The sequence below is a fragment of the Stenotrophomonas sp. STEN020 genome, assembly GCF_056760195.1.
Window position 1 is genome coordinate 19,752 of the sequence record NZ_JBRREI010000030.1, and the last position, 20,043, is coordinate 39,794.

Below are 20,043 nucleotides of genomic sequence, written 5' to 3' on the forward strand. Positions count from 1 at the left end.
GGTGATGCGTCTGGTGAAAGCCGGGCGCATTGCCTGTGTGGTGTTGGCAGATATGGCTGCATGAACTATCGCGTGAGACAACCCTTCCCTCATGCATGGTGGCCATGCTGACGAATGCATCATTCAAGTGCCGAACACGGGTCGGTGCGCTGGCCTCAACTACCCGTTTGTTCTAGCCGGAAGAAGACGGCAGAACCATGCAGCCTCCATGGCAGTCCAGAGGAGTGAACGGCTGGTCCCTCTACAATCACTACCGCCGTTGGTCATGGTGCCGCCAGTCACATTGCGTGCTGCATACGCCCTTCCTATCCTGTCGTCAGGACAATCCGGACTCCCTTCATAGGGATTTGATCATGACGGCTCAGAAGTTCCGTTGGCTGCTGCTCTGCGCCGTCATGCTTGGCATGACCACCGCTCTCGTGCAGTTGGTCTGGGAACACACCCACGGTGGCATTCTGCGCCACCACCTGCTCAATGATGCGAGCCTGCCGGCAATCTCCAATGTGTGGGCATTGCTGGTAATGCCATTGTTTGGCGCATTGGCGGGCTGGGTAGTTACTCGACGAACGCGCAAACGGTCGGGTGCGCTCCTTCCAGCCATCGCCGGCTTCCTCGGAGCACTGCTGGGAGGAGCCGCGCTATCGGTCGCCTTTGTAACCAACGGCGAAGCGGCGGCAACTCAGGTGATGATGACGCTACTGGTGGCTGCTGTGTTGTTCCCGGCCTACCGGGCAGAGTACCTGTTCGGCTTCGTCATGGGGATGACCTTCGTCTTCGGTCCAGTACTACCGGCGCTGGTGGCTTGCGTGCCGATGCTGATCGCCGCAATCAGCCGACTAGTTGTATGGACGGCCTTGAGGTGGGTGTTGCGCCGCGCGCGCCCTGCTACGGCAGCATGATGTAGCAACCGGAGGACGTACCTTCTCCACCTCAGGCCAGTGGATGTCTCTCGTCAACCAGCACATACGCAACTGAATCATCGAGCTAGAGCGAGCGATATGAAGAGATTGGCTGCCTTGTTGTTTCTTCCGGTTTTCGCGCTTGCGCAGGTGGTGCATTCGGAACCGGTGTCGTCACAAGCAGTGCATGAGGAAAAGCTCGATGACTTCCTCAGCTATGTCGAAGACAACAATGGTGGCGCCGGCAGTGTGTCGATTTTCAAGGGTGGCCACGAGGTCTATTCCAGAAGCTTCGGTCAGCAGAATCTGGCTGGTGTTGCTCATGATGAGAACAGCAAATACCAGGTCGCATCCGTAACCAAGATGGTGACGGCGATTCTGGCGCTCAAGCTGATAGAGGACGGGCGCCTGAGTCTGGATGACAGCTTGTCCGACTTCTATCCTGATATGCCGTCTGCGCAGGAAATCACCATCAGGAACCTGCTTGAGCATTCAAGCGGGCTTGGGAATTTCGGGATAAAGGACGGCTCGCTTTGGGTGGTCGATCAGCTTGGCCAGAACGAGATCCTGGAGGAGATCAAGAGGCAGGGGGTAACGTTCGAGCCCGGTGAACGCGTTGCGTACTCCAACTCCGCGTACTTCCTGCTGAGGATGATCCTTGAGAAAGTCCATGGGCGCGATTATCACGAGATCGTCGCTCAGGAGATTGCAGCGCCGCTGGGTCTAAAGAATTTCGCATCAATAGAGTCCCATCCCACCAATACCTTCAAGTCCTATGCCTTCGCTGGACAGTGGGGGGAGATCAAGGATGTCGACTACTCCAATGTGATCGGCGTTGGTGATATCGCAAGTACCACGCGGGATCTGAACACATTGATTACCAGCCTGTTTCAGTACAGGATTCTGCGCAGGGATACCGTAGAGCAGATGCAGCCGATCGTGGGCAAGGGCTGGGGCATGGGTCTTGCGGAATTCACGTACGGGGAGGACCGATTTCTTGGCCACGGCGGAGACGTGCTTGGCTCCCATTCGCGGGTCATCTACAACCCGGAAGATGGGGTATCCATCGCATACTCAACCAATGGCGAGCGCATCCCCACCAATGCTTTTCTGGAAGCCGTCGTGGATGCCGTCTATGGCCGTGACGTCGCGTTGCCGACGATAAAATAGCCTCCGACCGATTCCCTTCAACAACGCACGCAAGTCCGTCTTCCGGATGCTCAGCGGAACCATCGAACCAGCCCGGCCCGGCTACGCCTGCTAATCTCGACGGCAATGGATGCCTCCCCAAACCAGTTTTCGGCCCCACTGATCACCCACCCTGCTGCCGGGCGATGCCGGTCAGGTATGCGTGGAACCAGGCTGCCCGTCTCCAATGTCTGATTCACCCGACAACACACCCCTGCATTACCGCCTGGATGACCTGCGCATCGATGTAGCGCGGCAGCGCGTGATACGTGACGACGGTCAGGAACTGGACGTCTCCGGGCTCAGCTTCCGCTTGCTGCACTACCTGCTGACCCAGGGCACCCGGGTGGTCGGCTTTGATGCATTGATCACCAACATCTGGGCGCCGGCAGTCGTCAACGAAGAAACCGTCACCCAGCGGGTTCGCCTGTTGCGTCAAGCCTTGGGTGATGACGGCAAGCAGGCGCGTTACCTGCGTTCGGTACGTGGGCAGGGCTACCAGTTGTGCAGCGAGCCTGTTGTCGAGGAGCCTGCAGTGGGCGTGACTTCGGTACCGGGCTCCAAGCGCCACGGGATCGTCATCCCGGCTACGTTGCTGTTGCTGATCGCGGCCGGCGTTCTTTACTGGCAATGGCCGACCCGGAATCCAGTAGCCTCCTCGCCGCTGCTGCAGCGCGCGGACTACTACGCCGGTATCGGCCAGCGCGACAACAACGAGCGCGCCATCGCCCTCTATCGCCAACGTCTGCAGGAAGCGCCTGACGATGTGCAGGCACAACTCGGCATTGCCCGTGCGCAGGCCGCGCGTGCCTGCCTGTACAACGGCAGCAGCGAGGATGCCGAGCAGGCATTGCAGCTTGCACGGGCAGTGATCGCGCGCCAGCCGAAGCTGGCGGCTGCGCATGCAGCGCTGGGCTATGCCCACGATTGCCGTGGCGAGATTGATGCTGCGTTGGCCGCCTATGAGCGTGCAGTGCAACTGGACCCGGGCGCTGACGCCAGCCGCGCTTCGGCAGCTTATCTGTATGCGCGCCAAGGCCGCTTGAGTGATGCGTTGGCTGCAAATCTGGCTGTACGTGCGCCCGAGCGCGTGCGCTTCTGGGAACTGCAGGTTGCTTCCAATCTTGACCTGCTGGGCTATTCCGCCTCGGCGGAGGCACGGTACCGACGCAGCTTCCAGCTGTATCCAGACAACGTGTTCTCCAACATCGCCTGGCCAAGCTTCCTCTACGAGCACGGCCGCTTCGGCGAAGCGCAGGCAGCGCTGGATGAGGCCTTCGCCCGCGGTACCGAACACGCCTCACTGCATCTGCTGGCCACAGAGCTGGCACTGCAGCGCGGCGATGTCACTGCCGCGCAGACTGCGGTGCAAGGTGCGCGGGCACTGCGGCCACAGGCCAGTCTGCCAACCACGCTCGCCTGGATCGTCGGCGCCGGGTCCGAGCCGGCTGCAGAGGAACTGCTCGCGCGTTCTGCCGCATTGCAGGCCGGGCTTGCACAAGGCAGCGACCCGTTCGATGGGATCGAGGCCGGTTTGCTGGCGGATCTGGCAGGCAACCGCCAAGCCGCGTTGGCGGCATTGCAGGCGGCCGTAGCCGCCGGTTACCGCAACGCCAACTACCTGCAGGTGTCACCGCTGTTTGCCGAGCTCCGCAAGGATTCCGGTTTCGCCCCGCTGCTGCAGACGATCGAAGCAGCCGTAGCCGCCGACCGGACTCGGGTCATCGCTTCCGGTCAGCTGCCAGCCGATGCGCAGGCGGTTACGGTAGCGCGCTGAGAATGTAGTCCTGCAGCAGCTTCTGGGTCTCCTGGTGCATGCCGCGCTGGTTGAAGCGGGTACGCGTCACCACAACCACCAGTTGCTTCTCCGGCACCACGAACACGGCATTGCCACCATTGCCGGACATCGCCCAGGCATGCACCTGCTTGCCACCGGTAGTGAACGGGAAACGCCAGATCTGGTAACCGTAGTCGGCATCGAACGGGGTCTGCGCGTGCACCTCGGTCATCGCCCGGGTCCAAGCGGCGGGCAGCACCTGTTGGCCCTTCCAGCGCCCGCCGTCGATGATCAACTGACCCAGCTTGGCCAGGTCGCGACTGCGGTACTCGGTGCCACCACCGCCCATGCCCACGCCTTCGGACGAGCGGTTCCAGACCGATTTCTCGATTCCCAACGGCCGCTCCAGCACCTCAGCGGCGAAGCGCTGCAAGGGCATGCCGCTGGCCCGCTCGACGATGGCACCGAGCATGAAGGAGTTGGCCGTGCAGTAGGCGAAGGCGCGCCCGTGCGGGCTGTCTGCCGGCCGCTTGTTCCACGACGCATAGCCGCGCTCCGGCAGGTCCAGGGCGAAGCCGGTCCAGTCGGCGCTGACATACATGCGCTCCTCATGCCCGGCGGAGTACTCGTTGTTGTCGTCGCACTCCCACTGCGCGCTCATCGTCAGCAAGTCTTCGACCGTGATCGCGTTCTTGAACGCACCCGGATGGGCAGGCGTCCGCTCCGGGAAGAAACCCAGGACCGGTGCGCTGACGCCGCTGATCAAGCCGCGGTCGATGGCCGCGCCGACCAGCATCGCGGTCACGCTCTTGGTCAGCGAGCGGGTGTTGTGCAGGGTGCTGCGCTCGGCGCCGTTGAAGTAGCTCTCATGCACCAGCGCGCCTCGGTGCACCACCAGCACGCTGGTGGTATCCGGCGCCTGGCCGCTGTTGATGGCAGCGTCCAGCGCGCTGAAGCGGGCGGCATCCAAGCCATGCGTGGCGGGAGGAGCGAGCGTCCAGTCATCGTTGGAGGGCAGCGGCGCGGCGGTGACGGAGGCCGTGCCCAGTAGCAGCGCGGCGAACAGGGGAAGGCGGATCAGCAGTGACATCGGGATGCTCCATGGGTGGAGCGCCCAGCCGAACATTCCCCCGGATGAAGCACCTGATGCCTGGATGAAGATTTATGAAGTCTTTCGCGATCAATAACTTGGCGAAACCAAAGATGCAGCAGGTCGCTGATTTTGCGAAAGCCGGGGCCTGCGTCAGGTTTCCTTGAAACCCAACCCTGACCCCGGTTTTGCCCTTCAACTACAGCGCGGACCGGTCAGTGATGAACACCGGCAGCGGCACATCCAGCACTTCCGCACTCAGCCCGCGCCCGGCCAGGAACCCGGCGATGTTGTCGGCGATGGCCGGATTGCCCACCCACATTTCGTTGTCATGGCTGGCACTACGCACCAGCAGCTCCTTACCCTTGCTGAAACCGGGCAACAGCGCCTGGGCATTGGCATGCGGGGTGCGACCGTCCAGCGTGCCACTGATGAACAGCACCGGCACGTCGCTACGCAGTGGCGCACGGAAACCTTCACCCAGATCCAGCATGCCCAGGCCATCAGCAACTTCCGGGAACGGGAAGTTCAAAGCATCTCCAAGCAGGCTTTGGCGTGCTTGTGCTGCGACCAGCGCGCGCCGTTGCGGGCTCTGACCGGAGGCCACATCCATCGCCGTCGGCATGGCGCGCCAGCCGCCCAGGCCTTCACGCACCATCAAGGCGATGGCGCCGAGCAGGTCGTAGTTGCCGGCCTCGGCCTCGCGCAGCGCCAGCGGCAGCATGCGCTGGGTGGAGCGGCGGCCGAGTGCGATCGCTATCGCCATCTGCGCGTCGAACTCGCCTATGGTCACCTTCCTGCCCTTATGCATCGGGCTGCTGCCCTGCCCCGGCTGCTGCCGCAGCTTGGCCAGCACGCGCTGCGCCGAACCCTGCAGATCCTCGAAGCCGTCCTTTTTGGCGATGACTGCCAGATCAGCCAACAAGGCATCACCGGCCAGCGGCAGCTTGAGCGTGTCGTCCGGACCTTCGCTGCCCATCAGCACCACGCGCTCCAGGCTGTCCGGGTGGCGGCGCACGGTGGCCAATGCCAGATGCGTGCCGTAACTCATGCCCCACAGGCTCAGCTTGGGCAGCGCCATCGCCTTGCGCAGGTACTCGATATCGTCGGCACTCTCAGCCGTGGTGTAGGCACCCATATCAACCCCGGCGTCCTTCCAGAAAGCGAGGCAGCTGGCCAGTGCGGCCTTGATTCCCACCAGGGCCGCGTCGCGCTGCAGCGGCTTGGCATCGTCAAACTTCTGCTCGTGCGGGCACTCGGGCGGCATCTCGGAGAAGTCTGTGCCGCGTTGGTCGAGCAGCAGCACATCGGTCTCGCGGCGGACCCGGTCGAACACCGGCCAGCGCGGGCCCAGCGCGGTGCCGAAACCAGAGCCACCCGGGCCACCGGCCAGATAGACCACCGGGGCAGCGCTGCCATTGCCGCCGGTCGCCGGCAGACGCACCACACGCAGGCGGATACGCGGTCCGTTGGGCTCGCTGTGGCGACGCGGGACTTCCAGGAAGGCCTCTTCGGTGGCGATGGTGCCGTTGTTCTTGGTCTGCATTGCATAGGGTGCAAATACCAGCGGTGCAACCGAGTCCTTGGCCAGCACCGGCGAGGCGCAGGCCAGCGCAAGACACAGCACCAACAAGCGGCCGGCACGTCCCAGCTTCCCCTTGCGTACCGCAAACACTACGCCAGCGTCATGTTGATGCGCGCCGACAAGCGATGCGTTTGAAGGTGCCGCCAACGACTGCAGGCAAGGACGGCAAGCACTGGAAACAGACAGAGAGTTGTTGGACATGGCGGGCTCCGACTAGATGGGAAGGTGGGTGTTGCCGTGGCCTCTGCAACCCGGAGAAACCTCCCGTTGCCCTCGCCACGGAACCAGCATCCCTCCCCCAACGGCGCTTGCGGGGCGCGCGTCCGCCGAACAGCTCCAACTCACCGCCCAGCGTCTCCACGCAGCCGATACGATAGGCCCATGCCGATCCTACGAATCCTGAGCGTACTGGCCGTGCTGATCTTCGCGGTCGCCGCGTGGCTGGCCGTGATGCTGCGTGACGTCAACAGCGTGCAAGTGCTGAGCGGAGAGATGGCGCCCGCTAGCGTTACTGCGACGGGCAGGCTGCCGGCCTCGCCACCCGCTGACACCCACTGGCAGCCAATCGATCAACAAACGCTGGCCAGCTGGCGCGGCCCGTACTGGTTGCGTTGGCAATCGCCCGCGTCCACCCAGCCGGACGATGGTGGCCGCGCCCTGCGGCTGTCCTTGCGTGGGGCCAGCCAGCTCTACTGGAACGGCCAGCCGATGCTTGGCAATGGCGTCGTCGGCACCAGCGCCGAGCAGGAGCAGCCCGGCCAGGTCGACATCACCCGCGTACTGCCGCCCTCCTCGCCCACGGGCAGCGACGAATTGCTGGTGCTCGCCTCCAGCCACCATCAGCAGTTCGGCCTGTACAGCGCTGATGCCCTGGTTGCGGTGGCGCCGGCCGTGGTGTTGTACCAGCGCATCGTCCTGCCCTGGCTGATCGCAGCCCTCGCTACCGGTGCACTCGCCGCAGCCTGCCTGTACTTCCTCGCGTTGCAGCGCGGCCGGCCGCAGATGGCGGGTGGGCGACTGCTGCTCGCCCTGTGCGCAGTCGGCATTGCACTGCCGGTGATCGAAGGCTGGCGACCGTTGCTCGGCTACCCCTATCCATGGCACGGCCTGCGTCTGTATGCGCTGCTGGCCTTGCATGTGGCAGCGGCCATGCTGCTCCCCGCCTATCTTGCGCGGCGTTACGGCGTTACGGTGCCCCAAGGCCTGAGCATCGCTTTCGCGGCTGCACTGCTGATGACTGCCGTGCTGCTGCCCAGCTTCGACATCCGCTCGGCGGTAGCACTGCTGCTGAGCCTGCTGGCCTCGGCCGCGCTGCTGCTGCGTGCCAATGGCGAGCGCGAAGAACGCTGGCCGATCCTCGCCCTGCTGCTGGCTGGGGTACTGGCTTTGCTGTTTGCGCCGGGCGCTTTTCTGGATGGCCCCTACTTCCTGCTGCTCGCGGTACTGATGGGCTTCCTGCTGCTCTGCCATGCGGCGCAGGTGCGGGCACTGGACCTGCACAATGCCCGCCTGCGCGAAGAGCGGGCAAACCTGTCGCTGCAGCTGCTGCAGCGGGGCATCCAGCCGCATTGGCTGATGAATACTCTCACCTGCCTGCAGGAACTGATCGAACAAGCCCCGACAAAGGCCAGCCGCTTGGTCGAATCGCTGGCCGAGCAGTTCGACCGGTTGCGCGAAAGCAGCAGCCGCCAGAGCGTCCCGCTCAGCGAAGAACTGGCCCTGTGTCGCAACCATCTGGATATCGTCGGGCAGGCTCTGGATCAGCCGATGACACTGGAAGTCGATGCCAACGACCTGCAGCTGTCGCTGCCACCCGGTGTACTGCATGCACAGGTCGAGAACGCCTTGACCCATGCCGGCGCGGTGGCCTGCGCGCAACGCCCGTTCCGCCTGCGCGTGCAACGCGAGGACCAACATTGGGTCCTTGAGCTGCGCAGCGCACGCGGCTCCGCGCCACATCGCGGCCAGGGCACCGGCACCCGCTACATCGAGGCCAGTCTGGCCGCTTCCCATCCCAACCGCTGGCACTACAGCCAAGGCGCCGATGGCGCCGACTGGTGCAGCCGGATCGAGCTCACATGCGCATATTGATCGTCGAAGATGAACCGCTGGTCCGCCAGCGCCTGTTGCGCCTGTGCGCGGAAATCGCGGGCACGCGTGCGCGCTTCGATGCCGTCGCCGATCTGGATGCAGCCGGTGACCGGTTGCAGCGCAGCGTCTACGACGGTCTGCTGCTCGACCTCAACCTCGGCGGCGAAGATGGCTTTGACCTGCTGCGCCGCGCGGTCGCTGGCCGTTATCACTGCGTGGTCGTATCGGCGCACCGCGAGCGCGCCCTGCAGGCCTTCGAGCACGGCGTGCTGGATTTCGTACCCAAGCCCTTCTCGCGCGAACGGCTGGGCCAGGCACTGGAACGCCTGCTGGATGTAGGCCGCTACAGCTCGGGCCGCGCACGCTACCTCGGCATCTGGCGCGCGCAGGGCACGGCCCTGGTCGAACTGGCCGATGTGCAGTGGATCCGCGCTGACGGCGACTACAGCGAGTTGCGCATGCGTGATGGCCGAAGTGAGCTGCACGACAAATCATTGGCGGGCCTGAGCGCCGTATTGCCGCCGGACTTCATCCGCTGCCACCGTTCCTATCTGGTCAACCTGCGCCACATCAGCACCCTGCATTCGGGAAGTGGCAGTCGCTACTGGCTGGTACTCAACGGCGGTGCGGAGCTGCCGGTCGGGCGTGCCCATGTGGCTGGTTTGCGGCAGGCGCTCGCGCTGGAGTGAACCAACCGACGCATGGAAGCAAGCGCATTCCGTAGCCCGGGCAAGCGTAACGCTCCCGGGAGCTTGCAGAACGTCATCAAGCCGCGTGCCCAGGCAATCCCAGCAACAAGCACATCAGCGCCATATCCGATTCAACGATCCCCGGGTGCGCTGCGCTTACCCGGGCTACGTGGCTACGCCGAAGATCTCACGCCGTCCGTCTGCCGATGAAATCTGCGGCGCCTGCTCAAGGGCGCTGGGTCGTAGAACGCGCTTTGCCCAGCGCACCCTCAAAACTCTCCTTGTGCTTGTCCACCAGCCGGGCAAGCAGGCCAGGGTCCACAAATGCATCCTCATCGCCAGCCGCACGTCGCGCCTGCCGCTCAAGGATGCCAGTGGTATCGGGATGGCCGCTCAAGACGATGTCCGCCTGCATCGCGCCAAGCTTTGCAAACGTCGCGCGGAAATCCTCGGCGATAGTCGGATAGCTGCGATTCCCAACCAGCGTATTGCCGGCGACGGTAATGCTGCACAAGAACAACACCTCGCGCGGCGTGCCACGGTCATTCACGGTCATGCTCCAGCTGGTGCAACCGGCCGTGTGTCCCGGCGTGAGATGCGCAGTCAGCTCGACATCACCAAGCCGCAGCTTCTGCCCATCGCTGACGATCTCATCCAGTTTGATCGGATCGAAGGGCTGGATGCCGTAGTTGTTGTCGCCCTGGTTCCTGCCGTTCTCAAGCGCCCAACGGTCGCCAGCGCTGGCGGCATAACGTGCACCGGTGTCGCGCTTGAGTGCCGCCATCGCGCCGACATGATCAGCATGTGCATGGCTGCTGAGCAACAGCCGCACATCATGCAGCGGCACCCCCAGGCTTTCGATGTTGCGTTCGATCTGATCCGCATTGGCAGCAAGCGGTGCATCCAGCAGGATCGCACCCTGCTCCGACACGATCAGGTATGCCGCCAGTCCCTCGCTGCCTACGTAATAGATGTTGTCGACGATATGAAATGGTTTGATCGGTGTCGTCCAGTCCGCGGGCGGTCCAGCCCACGCAGCCGACGACGCCGCTCCGGCAAGCACCATCGCCGCCGCCTGCAATCTCCTGCGAATTCCCTGCTTCTGCATCATCTCTGCGCCTTGTCCAATAAGTGCAGGAACTGTGCGCCGTAGAGGAAATTGCGACAAATGCGTAGAACTGGGCCGAGGCATGAGTTTTTCTTGGCCTTCGCCCATCTGCGCGCAGGTCGGCACGATACGTGCCAAGCACCTCGCCATCCGGTAATGAACGGCCGGCGTTCACAGCGCACCGTAATTGCGATTCTCCGGTCTGCAATTTTTACGGTGTTTTCATCGCGGCGTATCACCACCCAGCCGCCCCAGCAGTATCTTCGCGTCCATCCGCCCCGAGAAGCCACAATGATCCGTCGATCCTTGTCCCTGCTGCTTCCGTCCTTGTTTGCGGCTGCAGCGCTGTCGGGCTGCGACACTTCCAACAAGCCAACCTCCATCGTCGAGAAAGCACCCGCAGCAGATGCCAGCGAACTCCCGCTGTTCGACACCTTCGGCGACCTGCACCGCGACATCGGCAGCAAGGTGCCCTTGGCGCAGCGCTACTTCGACCAGGGTCTGCGTCTGGCCTATGGCTTCAACCATGAGGCTGCCGGACGTGCATTCGCCGAAGCCGCGCGCTTGGACCCGGCATGTGCAATGTGCATCTGGGGCCAGGCCTTGGTGCTTGGGCCGAACATCAATCTGCCGATGGACCCGGCAGCTGCCAAGGAAGCCACCGCATTGGCGGCACGTGCCGCCACCCTTGCCACTGGCGAGCGACCTGTCGACCAAGCCTTGATCCAGGCACTACAGAAGCGCTACGCCGACCCCGCACCGGAGGACCGCAAGCAACTGGACCGCAACTACGCCGATGCGATGGCTGGGGTGGTCGCGAAGTTCCCTGAAGACGATGATGCCGCCACGATGTACGCAGAAGCCTTGATGGATCTCTCGCCGTGGGCCTACTGGCAGGATGCTAAGCCCGCTGAATTCACGCAGACACTGGTCGGCGAACTGGAGCGTGTGCTGGCGCGCAACCCGCGCCACATCGGCGCGATGCACTACTACATCCACGCCATGGAATCCTCGCCCGAGCCCAAGCGTGCCGAGCCCTACGCCGACGCCTTGGCTGCACTGGCGCCCGGGTCCGGTCATCTGGTGCACATGCCCGCGCATATCTACATCCGCGTTGGCCGCTACCACGACGCAACCCTGACCAATCTGGCTGCGACCACCGCCGACAAGGACTTCCTCGCGGTCTGCCGTGGCAGCAATGGCGTGTATCCATTGGGCTATGTGCCGCATAACTGGCACTTCGCCACGATGACCACGGGACTGACCGGCTCGCGCACGCTGTCCCTGCAGGCCGCCAAGCAGACGGCCGATCGGGCCGACCGCGCGGCCATGGGCGAGGCCCCGATGCAGTTCATGCAGCAGTTCGTGGTCGCACCGTTGCTTACCCAGGTCCGCTTCGGCGATTGGGATGGCATCCTCGCCGATGGCGACGCCACTCCTGAGCTGCCCTATCCGTCGGCGATCCGCCACTTCGCCCGCGGCATGGCACATGCGCGCAAGGGCGCATTGGACGAAGCAGCACGCGAAGCCGAGGCACTGCATGCAATCGCGACTGATACGGCGATGGCACAGGTCAGCTTCTTCGACATCAATCACGCCGACAGCGTATTGCGTGTGGCCGATGCCTTGTTGCGTGGCGAACTGCTGCGCACGCAAGGAAAACACAGCGAAGCGATCACCGCCCTGCGAGAAGCTGCGGCCGCCGAAGATGCCCTGGCCTACAACGAACCCGCCGACTGGCCGCTACCGGTGCGCACCTATCTTGGCGCTGCACTGCTGGAAACAGGTGATGCCAAGGCCGCCGCACAATCCTTCAATCAGGACCTGAATACCTATCCGGCCAATGGCTGGTCGCTGTATGGATTAGCACAGGCGCAACAGGCTTTGGGCCAGACCGAAGCCGCCGCCGAAACCAAGCGCCAGCAAGCCGATGCATGGCAGTGGGCCGATGCCCCGTTGACTGCTGCACGCTATTGAACACATCACACTGGTCTCGGGCTTGGCTGGCCACCGGCCCAAGTGCGGACTGCTTGGATGCCGCCCTATCTGGCATGCGCGTCCGCGCGCTCGAACAAAAACCTTTCTTCACGCCCGTTGCCGGAGATCGTTGCGATCAGGCGTGAGCCATCACGGTGATAGGCGATCCGCTGCGGGTAGTCATGCTGCAGGTTCTCGAACACGGCAGACTGACCGTCGCGCGTGATCAGCCTGAATTTCACCGGGGCGGGATTGCCGGGGACATCGGCCACGTAAAACACATCGGCGCCCTCGGCGACGATCCGCAGCTGTTCGCGAAAGCGCAGGACTCCCTCACGATAACTGCTGCCTACGCCGATCAGCGCTGCGTCCTGCGCACGCCACTGTTCGTCGCCGCTTCGGCCGGCCGACAGATCAACCCGCGTCCAATGCCCCAGCAACCAATGAAAAGCAACAATCGGTGTGTCCGCAACCTGCTCCGCAGCCGCTGCAGTTGGCATCGCGGCCAACAGCAGCATCAACAGGAAAAACGAACGCGCGACTCCGCTGACCGGCCCGCGCTTCCTACTCAGCGGGAGCCGCATCCAGCGCATGTCAGCCGCGCGGTGGAATCAAGGCATCGTCCAGCGCCGAGGCACGCTGCCAGGCTTCGCGGCCACGCAGGCGTTCCGCGTAGGCGGCGAATGCATCACGTGCAGGCATGCTCTTGAACATCTGCCCCCAGACAATCTGGCTGCCGACATAGACATCGGCAGCGCTGAAACGCTCACCAAGCAACCACGGCGAAGCGGATGCGGCGACCTGCTCCAAGGTGTCAATGGTCTGCTCGAAGCTGCCGTAGCCCACGGTGCCGGCCTTCTCCAGCGGCGCCAGCAAGCCCAGAGCCTTGGCGCTGACAGCGGCTTCCACCGGTCCTGCGGCAAAGAACAGCCAGCGCAGGTAGCTGCCACGCAATGGATCATCCAGCGCCGGGGCCAGCCCAGCTGACGGGAATGCATCGGCCAGATAGGCGCAGATCGCCGCAGCCTCGCTCACCACAACACCACGATGGACGATGGTCGGCACCTTGCCCATCGGGTTGATGGCCAGGAAAGCCGGGCCCTTCATGCTCTGGCCGTACTCCAGCACTTCAGTGCGGTACGGCTGGCCCAACTCCTCCAGCATCCAGCGCACTATGCGCCCGCGCGACATCGGATTGGTATAGAAGACGATTTCTTCTGCCGAGCTGCTCATGTGCCTGCCTCCGGAGGATGAGGCCGCAGTCTAGCAATACGCCAGCGCTATCATTCCCGCGTAGGCGGGTTTTTCAACCGACGGATGTCGGGTCATCGCTCTTGGGGCTCGTCATTCCCGCGTAGGCGGGAATCGCTCTTCAGGCTCGTCATTCCCACGAAGGCGGGAATGACGGCAAAGGAGCAAAGACAAAAGCGACAACCAAGGCGAAAGACTAAGCCCTCACCCCGTCTCGATCACACTCAATCAGTACGCAAACTCGCCGAACAATGGATCCACGCTGCCATTCCAACGGCCATGGAACAGATCCAGCTTGCGCTCGGCCGCGGTCTTGCCCGAATCCACGATCTCCTGCAGCACATCCAGGAAGCGCGTTTCATCCTGACCATCGGCGTTGAGCGCGGCACGACGGCGCAGGCCATCGTACGAAATCGCCAAGGCTTCACGGGCCAGATCACGCACCGTGCCATTGCGGAACGGCAGGTTCATCGCGTGCTTGGGCACGCCATCGCGCAGCACGTTGCGTTCGGCCAGGCTGAAATCCTTGACCAGGTCCCATGCTGCATTCAACGCGGTCTCGTCATACAGCAGGCCAACCCAGAATGCGGGCAGCGCGCAGATGCGGCTCCACGGGCCACTGTCGGCGCCGCGCATTTCCAGATACTTCTTCAGTCGCACTTCCGGGAACGCCGTCGTGGTGTGGTCCGACCAATCGCGCAGGGTCGGCAAGGCGCCCGGCAATACCGGCAGCTTGCCCTGCAGGAAATCGCGGAAGCTCTGCCCGCTGGCATCGTGGTAGATGCCGTCGCGGTAAGAGAAGTACATCGGCACGTCCAACAGATAATCGACGTAGCGTTCGTAGCCGAAGCCATCCTCGAACACGAAGTCGAGCATGCCAGTGCGGTCCGGATCGGTATCGGTCCAGATATGCGAGCGGTAGCTCAGGTAGCCGTTGGGCTTGCCTTCGGTGAACGGCGAATCGGCGAACAGCGCGGTGGCGATCGGCTGCAAAGCCAAGGACACGCGGAACTTCTTCACCATGTCCGCTTCGCTGGCGTAATCCAGGTTGACCTGGGTGGTGCAGGTGCGGGTCATCATGTCCAGGCCGAGCGAGCCGACCTTGGGCATGTAGCTTTTCATGATCTGGTAGCGGCCCTTGGGCATCCACGGCATGTCCGCCCGCGCCCACTTGGGCTGGAAGCCCATGCCAAGGAATCCCAGCTGCAGCTCACCGGCCACCTGCGCCACTTCATTGAGATGGCTGCCGGTCTCCACGCAGGTTTCGTGCAGGGTTTCCAACGCCGCGCCGGAAAGCTCCAGCTGCCCAGCCGGCTCCAAGCTCACCGAGGCACCATCACGCAGCAGCGCGATGGTATTGCCGTTCTCCTGCACCGGCTCCCAGCCGAAGCGGGTCAGCCCATCGAGCACCGCATTGATGCCGCGCTCGCCTTCAAACGTGGGCGGGCGCAGGTCATCCAGACGGAACCCGAACTTCTCGTGCTCGGTGCCGATCCGCCATTGCGACTTGGGCTTTTCACCCGACGCGATGCTCTGGACCAACTGGTCGCGGTGGGTGATGGGTGTATCAGCGACGTGGCTCGGGCTCGACAAGGGCAGGCTCGCAGAATTCTGGTCAGGGCGGGAAGGTGGGGGCCAGCCCCCGCCATCGCAAGGGCGCACTATATCGTGGCGTACATTGCCATCGTGTCACGGCAGCGGTTTTCAGCGTCCTAAAAAAGCAGACTTGACCGCTGCCGCAGCTGCACTTGCGAGTCATTCCGCGGCTGACTGGGCGCTGGTCCTACACTGTAGGCATGAGTCGCACCCACCATAGTGAAACCCATCGCTCAAACCGCGTCGGCTGGCTGCGCGCCGCCGTGCTGGGTGCGAACGACGGCATCGTCTCGGTCGCCGGCCTGGTGGTTGGCGTGGCAGCTGGTGGCGCCAGCGCCTCGACCATCCTGGCCACCGGCATTGCGGGCACCGTAGCCGGTGCCATGTCGATGGCGGCCGGCGAATATGTCTCGGTGATGTCACAGGCCGATGCCGAACATGCAGACCTGAGCATGGAGCGGCGCGAGCTGCACGAAGACCCGCACAGCGAGCTGCAGGAACTGGCCGGCATCTATCGCCGCCGCGGGCTCAGTCCCGAGCTTGCCCAGCAGGTTGCCGAGCAGCTGAGCGCCCACGACGCCCTCGCCGCCCATGCGCGCGATGAGCTGGGCATCACCGAGGAACTGCGGGCCCGGCCGCTGCAGGCGGCGGCAGCCTCGGCCAGTGCTTTCATCGCCGGTGCGGCCCTGCCGGTGCTGACCGCACTGCTGGCTCCACACGCGTTGGTGGCGGAGGTAACCACTGCCGCCACCTTGATTGGGCTGGGCATCACCGGCGCATTGGCGGCACAGGCTGGCGGCGCGCCAGCCTTGCGCGGCGCGCTGCGGGTGGTGTTCTGGGGCGCATTGGCGATGGCCGCAGCCGCCGCCATCGGCCACCTGTTCCAGATCACGGTGTAAGCGATGAACGCCCAAGCCGACACAACCAGCAACTTGTTGGCCCAGCTGGCCTCGCTGGTCGACTGCCAACGCGCCGAAGGTTATGCCTGCATCACCGCGCGCCGCGAACACGGTGCCAGTTCAGTGGACATCCCACAGCCACAGTTCGCCATCCTGCTGCAGGGGCGCAAGCAGGCCCGCACCGCGCAGCAGTCGCTGGAATTCGGCCCTGGCGATCTGTTCCTGATCAGCCGCCGCAGCCGCATCGATGTGGTCAATATTCCCGATCCGCACAGTGGCCTGTATCTGAGTGCCATCGTGCCGCTATGCCCGGAAGTGCTGGCAGCCGCCCGCGCCTTGTGGACTGACGACCTGCCCGATGCCGGCCACGCGCTGGCGCGCCTGTCCTTGGCCGATCACGGCAACGCGCTACTGCAGTGGCGGGAAGCACTGCAGAACGGCCAGTACACCGAAGCGCGACTGGCCCTTGCCGCGCTGGTGGTGGCGTTCTGCCGCCGTGGCCATGGCAGCCTGCTGGTCGCGCCCGAGCCCGGCCTTGGCGACCGCATCCGCGAGCTGGTTGCGGCGCAGCCAGAACGCGATTGGCAGTCCCGTGATTTTGAATCGCACCTGGGCATCAGCGGTGCCACCCTGCGGCGGCGACTAGCCAGCGAACAACTCAGCGTGCGCGAGCTGGTGACCGATGCACGGCTGGCGCATGCCATGCAGCTGCTCTACACCACACGGCTGCCGTTGAAGACCGTAGCAGCGCGCGCCGGCTATCGCTCACTCGGTAGCTTCAACAAACGCTTCACTACGCGCTATGGCTTGGAGCCTGCGGCAATCGGCAACAGCTGATCGCGGTGCGAGCGTTTCGCGCGCCATTGTGAGCGAAACGCAACATCGCCCCGGCGCAGCATGAAGGTCCCGCGGCACTGCCGTCCTTGCAGGAACTCCCATGCGTATCCGCCCCCAATACCGTCTTGCCGCCTTGTTGATCCTTGCCGTCAGTTGCACGGCCCAGGCGCGCAGCACGCATGTCGTGCAGCAGCAGGTTGCAGGTATCTATCACCAGCAGATTGGCGATCTGCAGGTCACCGCATTGTTTGACGGCACAGTTGCTTTGGGCCGACAGGCACTGGTGGGCGTAGATCCCGGCGCCGTCACCCGCCTGCTTGAGCATGGCTATGTGCCGGAAGATGGCAAAGGCCTGCAGACCGCGGTCAATGCCTATCTGGTGCAACGCGGTGATCATCTGAGCTTGATCGATACCGGCACCGCGCAGTGCTTCGGCCCCGGACTGGGCCAGGTGCTGGGCAACCTGCGTGCCGTCGGCTACGACCCGGCCGAAGTGGATGACGTGCTGCTGACCCACGCCCACCCGGATCATATGTGTGGCCTGCTGGATGCGCAGGGCAAAGCGGCCTTCCCGAAGGCGACGGTGTGGCTGTCAAATGCCGACGCGGCTTACTGGCTGGACCCGGCCAGCGAGGCCACCGCCCCGCAGCAGCTGCGGTTTGCGTTTGGCTTGGCCCGCAACGCGGTGGCACCTTATGTGGCCGCCGGCACCTTGCACGAGTTCGCTCCAGGTGAGCGCCTGCCAGCAGGCATCACTGCGCTGGACAGTCACGGCCATACCCCCGGTCATGTCTCCTATTTGCTTGATGGTGGCAACGGCCAACAGCTGTTGGTGTGGGGCGACATCGTGCATTTCCATGCGGTGCAGTTCGCCCGCCCGAATGCCGCATTTGAAGCCGACAGCGACCGTAGCGCCGCTATTGCCAGCCGTCGCCGGTTGATGGCGGAAGCCTCCGACAAGCGCTGGTGGGTGGCAGGCGCGCACCTGCCGTTCCCGGGCCTGGGCCACGTGCGTCGCGAGGGTGAGGCGTTTGCTTGGGTGCCGGGCGAGTTTTCGCCGCTGAAGTAACAAGGAGGGGTACGCCCCTACCCTCACCCCAACCCCTCTCCCGGAGGGAGAGGGGCTTACAGCCCTCTCTTTCGCGCAACGAAGGGGAGGGCTTGGCTTGGCTTGGCTTGGACTTTTGGCTTTGGGCGTGGGTGTTGCCGTTGCCGTTGCTGTCCCCTCTCCCGTTTACGGGAGAGGGGTAGGGGTGAGGGGAGCTTTGGCTTTGGCTTTGGCTTTGGCTTTGGCTTCGGATCCAGCAACAAGCAAAAACCACAAAAACAAAAACGCCGCCCTGATCAAGGCGGCGTTTTCCATGCACTCAAGTCTGATAGACCATCAGCTTCGCGGCTCACGCCGCTCCTACAAGGCTTACACCGCTCCTACAGGGCCTGCGCCTTCCGCTGCCGGCGGGTTCAAACCCAGCCAGCCGCCGATGATGCCGCGGGCTTCGTCCACGCCCTGGCGCGATTCGCCGGAGAAGATCTGCACGCTGACCGTGTCACCAAAGATCGAATGCAGGTCCTTGCGCACCTTCTGCAGGGTCTGCATCTGCTGGCCACGACCCAGCTTGTCGGCCTTGGTCAGCAGCGCGTGCGCCGGCAGGCCGCGCTGTACCGCATAGCCCAGCATCTGCCGGTCGTAGTCCTTCAGTGGATGACGGATGTCCATCACTACCACCAGGCCCTTGAGCGCATTGCGGGTACGGAAATACTGGTCGATGAAGGCCTGCCAGTGGGCCTGCAGGTCGAGCGGAACCTTGGCATAGCCGTAACCGGGCAGATCGACCAGGTGCGCCTCGGGGGTTACCTCGAAGAACACCAGCTGCTGGGTGCGGCCGGGGGTCTTGGAGACGCGGGCCAGGGAATTTTGGCGGGTCAGCGCGTTGAGCGCGCTGGACTTGCCGGCGTTGGAGCGACCGGCAAATGCCACTTCGGCCCCCAGATCCGGTGGCAATTGCCGGGAATTGTGGGCGGAAAGGTGGTAACGGGCACGTTCGATGAGCAATGACATGTGCATAGGATCGCATGTTGCGACGCCGCGCGTCGGCTTGGCCGCTGTCCCGGGACCACCGGCCCGGCCGATTTTGCTGCACTGCTGCGTTGACCGTGCCGCAAAACGCCGTTGATAATCCGGGCGATGCCGGCGGAAAGCCCCGCCCGGCCCGGTCCACACGGAGCTTCAGCATGCGCCATGCTCGTGTTCTTGCCGTTGCAGCACTGGTAGTCCCCGTAATCGCCGCCGTCGCCTTTGCCCAGAGCTCGGTTACCCCCGTGCCGGACAATGCGCCTGTACAAACCGCTTCGCTGGAGATCGACTTCAGCAAGACCAAACCCGGTGATGCCAAGGCCGGCGAGGCCAAAGCGTCTACCTGTGCGGCCTGCCACGGTGCCGACGGCAACTCGGCCGTGGAAATCTACCCGCGCCTTGCCGGACAGAGCGAGCGCTATATCGCCAAGGAAATGGCCCTGATCGCCAGCGGCCAGCGCACCGAAGGCGCAGTCGCCGCGATGCTGCCGTTCATGGAAGGGCTTACCCCGCAGGACATGCGCGATATCGGCGCCTTCTTCGCCACCCAGAAGTCCGGTGCAGGTGTGGCCGATGACGCCGTGGTCAGCGAAGGTCCGTACAAGGATATGAAGTTCTTCGAAGTCGGCCAGAAGCTTTACCGCGGTGGCGATGCCAGCCGCAACATCCCCGCCTGCATTGCCTGCCACGGCCCGACCGGCGCCGGCAACCCGGGCCCGGCCTATCCGCATATCGGCGGCCAACATGCCGGCTACGTCGCGCAACGTCTGCAGCGCTACCAATCGGGTCAGACCGGCGAGGCGGATGCCGCACAGTTCAAGATCATGGCCCAGATCAGTCACGCACTGACTGGACAGGAGATCCAGGCGCTGGCCAGTTACGTCCAGGGCCTGCATGATCGAGCCAACGATACTGCGGTGGCCACCGCCGCCGCACAACCCTGACACCCGCCGGTCGCTCCGGCGACCCGGCAACCCTCTCA

At 64.0% G+C, this 20,043-nt stretch carries 16 protein-coding genes and 1 pseudogene; 10 read left to right on the top strand and 7 right to left on the bottom strand.

Going from position 1 to position 20,043, the window contains the following annotated elements; genetic code table 11:
• Positions 1–353 precede the first annotated feature (353 nt).
• The 3 genes and pseudogenes from ACVOLZ_RS13490 to ACVOLZ_RS13500 form a co-directional block, all read left to right on the top strand.
• Entirely contained in the window at positions 354–899 is a 546-nt protein-coding gene (locus ACVOLZ_RS13490; protein ID WP_481516605.1) for a hypothetical protein, read from the top strand.
• Positions 900–998: 99 nt separating this feature from the next.
• Positions 999–2,069, top strand: coding sequence for a serine hydrolase domain-containing protein (locus ACVOLZ_RS13495; RefSeq protein WP_481516606.1), 1,071 nt, complete (start codon positions 999–1,001; stop codon positions 2,067–2,069).
• 205 nt (positions 2,070–2,274) lie between these two features.
• Positions 2,275–2,580, top strand: a pseudogene (locus tag ACVOLZ_RS13500) (winged helix-turn-helix domain-containing protein); the annotation flags it as partial.
• A gap of 1,267 nt (positions 2,581–3,847) precedes the next feature.
• Here ACVOLZ_RS13500 and ACVOLZ_RS13505 read toward each other — a convergent pair.
• Positions 3,848–4,954 (bottom strand): serine hydrolase domain-containing protein, encoded by a 1,107-nt coding sequence (locus ACVOLZ_RS13505; RefSeq protein WP_481516607.1) that lies wholly within the window; start codon positions 4,952–4,954, stop codon positions 3,848–3,850.
• A 199-nt stretch (positions 4,955–5,153) separates the two neighbouring features.
• On the bottom strand, positions 5,154–6,740 hold the full coding sequence (locus ACVOLZ_RS13510; RefSeq protein ID WP_481516608.1) for an alpha/beta fold hydrolase: 1,587 nt from the start codon (positions 6,738–6,740) through the stop codon (positions 5,154–5,156).
• Positions 6,741–6,920: 180 nt separating this feature from the next.
• On the opposite strand from ACVOLZ_RS13510, the gene ACVOLZ_RS13515 reads away from it, so the two are divergent.
• Both ACVOLZ_RS13515 and ACVOLZ_RS13520 read left to right on the top strand, forming a co-directional pair.
• A complete protein-coding gene (locus tag ACVOLZ_RS13515; RefSeq protein WP_481516609.1) occupies positions 6,921–8,630 on the top strand; it encodes a histidine kinase in 1,710 nt (569 codons plus the stop codon).
• Positions 8,618–9,319, top strand: a complete 702-nt coding sequence (locus ACVOLZ_RS13520) for a LytR/AlgR family response regulator transcription factor (protein WP_481511755.1) — start codon at positions 8,618–8,620, stop codon at positions 9,317–9,319. Before ACVOLZ_RS13515 ends, ACVOLZ_RS13520 begins: the two co-directional genes overlap by 13 nt.
• Positions 9,320–9,545: 226 nt before the next feature.
• Here ACVOLZ_RS13520 and bla read toward each other — a convergent pair whose 3' ends face one another.
• Entirely contained in the window at positions 9,546–10,427 is an 882-nt protein-coding gene (bla, locus tag ACVOLZ_RS13525; RefSeq protein WP_481516610.1) for a subclass B3 metallo-beta-lactamase, read from the bottom strand.
• 291 nt (positions 10,428–10,718) lie between these two features.
• Between bla and ACVOLZ_RS13530 the strand changes: the two genes are divergently transcribed.
• Positions 10,719–12,404 carry a hypothetical protein gene (locus tag ACVOLZ_RS13530; RefSeq protein ID WP_481516611.1) on the top strand — a complete coding sequence of 562 codons (1,686 nt, stop codon included), beginning with the start codon at positions 10,719–10,721 and terminating at the stop codon, positions 12,402–12,404.
• 65 nt (positions 12,405–12,469) lie between these two features.
• Here ACVOLZ_RS13530 and ACVOLZ_RS13535 read toward each other — a convergent pair whose 3' ends face one another.
• The 3 genes from ACVOLZ_RS13535 to ACVOLZ_RS13545 form a co-directional block, all read right to left on the bottom strand.
• Entirely contained in the window at positions 12,470–12,997 is a 528-nt protein-coding gene (locus tag ACVOLZ_RS13535; protein ID WP_481516612.1) for a DUF6265 family protein, read from the bottom strand.
• 1 nt (position 12,998) lies between these two features.
• Complete coding sequence (locus ACVOLZ_RS13540) at positions 12,999–13,637, bottom strand: glutathione S-transferase family protein (protein ID WP_481516613.1); 639 nt, start codon at positions 13,635–13,637, stop codon at positions 12,999–13,001.
• 246 nt (positions 13,638–13,883) lie between these two features.
• The gene (locus tag ACVOLZ_RS13545; protein WP_481516614.1) at positions 13,884–15,248 is read right to left on the bottom strand and encodes a glutamate--cysteine ligase; all 1,365 of its coding nucleotides are present in this window, start codon (positions 15,246–15,248) and stop codon (positions 13,884–13,886) included.
• Between the two features lie 203 nt (positions 15,249–15,451).
• Here ACVOLZ_RS13545 and ACVOLZ_RS13550 point away from each other — a divergent pair, with 203 nt between their 5' ends.
• From ACVOLZ_RS13550 to ACVOLZ_RS13560, 3 genes are all read left to right on the top strand, one after another.
• Complete coding sequence (locus ACVOLZ_RS13550) at positions 15,452–16,150, top strand: VIT1/CCC1 transporter family protein (RefSeq protein ID WP_481516615.1); 699 nt, start codon at positions 15,452–15,454, stop codon at positions 16,148–16,150.
• 3 nt (positions 16,151–16,153) lie between these two features.
• Complete coding sequence (locus ACVOLZ_RS13555) at positions 16,154–16,987, top strand: helix-turn-helix transcriptional regulator (RefSeq protein WP_481516616.1); 834 nt, start codon at positions 16,154–16,156, stop codon at positions 16,985–16,987.
• 100 nt (positions 16,988–17,087) lie between these two features.
• A complete protein-coding gene (locus ACVOLZ_RS13560; protein ID WP_481516617.1) occupies positions 17,088–18,056 on the top strand; it encodes an MBL fold metallo-hydrolase in 969 nt (322 codons plus the stop codon).
• A gap of 348 nt (positions 18,057–18,404) precedes the next feature.
• Here ACVOLZ_RS13560 and yihA read toward each other — a convergent pair whose 3' ends face one another.
• Complete coding sequence (yihA, locus tag ACVOLZ_RS13565) at positions 18,405–19,046, bottom strand: ribosome biogenesis GTP-binding protein YihA/YsxC (protein ID WP_481516618.1); 642 nt, start codon at positions 19,044–19,046, stop codon at positions 18,405–18,407.
• A gap of 173 nt (positions 19,047–19,219) precedes the next feature.
• Here yihA and ACVOLZ_RS13570 point away from each other — a divergent pair, with 173 nt between their 5' ends.
• Positions 19,220–20,005, top strand: coding sequence for a c-type cytochrome (locus ACVOLZ_RS13570; protein WP_481516619.1), 786 nt, complete (start codon positions 19,220–19,222; stop codon positions 20,003–20,005).
• Positions 20,006–20,043 lie beyond the last annotated feature (38 nt).

Coding starts and splice junctions, on each gene's coding strand:
- ACVOLZ_RS13540 (WP_481516613.1), bottom strand. CDS start 13,637: ATGAGCAGCTCGGCAGAAGAAATCGTCTTCTATACCAATCCGATGTCG.
- ACVOLZ_RS13560 (WP_481516617.1), top strand. CDS start 17,088: ATGCGTATCCGCCCCCAATACCGTCTTGCCGCCTTGTTGATCCTTGCC.
- bla (WP_481516610.1), bottom strand. CDS start 10,427: ATGCAGAAGCAGGGAATTCGCAGGAGATTGCAGGCGGCGGCGATGGTG.
- ACVOLZ_RS13530 (WP_481516611.1), top strand. CDS start 10,719: ATGATCCGTCGATCCTTGTCCCTGCTGCTTCCGTCCTTGTTTGCGGCT.
- yihA (WP_481516618.1), bottom strand. CDS start 19,046: ATGTCATTGCTCATCGAACGTGCCCGTTACCACCTTTCCGCCCACAAT.
- ACVOLZ_RS13570 (WP_481516619.1), top strand. CDS start 19,220: ATGCGCCATGCTCGTGTTCTTGCCGTTGCAGCACTGGTAGTCCCCGTA.
- ACVOLZ_RS13510 (WP_481516608.1), bottom strand. CDS start 6,740: ATGTCCAACAACTCTCTGTCTGTTTCCAGTGCTTGCCGTCCTTGCCTG.
- ACVOLZ_RS13490 (WP_481516605.1), top strand. CDS start 354: ATGACGGCTCAGAAGTTCCGTTGGCTGCTGCTCTGCGCCGTCATGCTT.
- ACVOLZ_RS13495 (WP_481516606.1), top strand. CDS start 999: ATGAAGAGATTGGCTGCCTTGTTGTTTCTTCCGGTTTTCGCGCTTGCG.
- ACVOLZ_RS13535 (WP_481516612.1), bottom strand. CDS start 12,997: ATGCGCTGGATGCGGCTCCCGCTGAGTAGGAAGCGCGGGCCGGTCAGC.
- ACVOLZ_RS13505 (WP_481516607.1), bottom strand. CDS start 4,954: ATGTCACTGCTGATCCGCCTTCCCCTGTTCGCCGCGCTGCTACTGGGC.
- ACVOLZ_RS13515 (WP_481516609.1), top strand. CDS start 6,921: ATGCCGATCCTACGAATCCTGAGCGTACTGGCCGTGCTGATCTTCGCG.
- ACVOLZ_RS13555 (WP_481516616.1), top strand. CDS start 16,154: ATGAACGCCCAAGCCGACACAACCAGCAACTTGTTGGCCCAGCTGGCC.
- ACVOLZ_RS13520 (WP_481511755.1), top strand. CDS start 8,618: ATGCGCATATTGATCGTCGAAGATGAACCGCTGGTCCGCCAGCGCCTG.
- ACVOLZ_RS13550 (WP_481516615.1), top strand. CDS start 15,452: ATGAGTCGCACCCACCATAGTGAAACCCATCGCTCAAACCGCGTCGGC.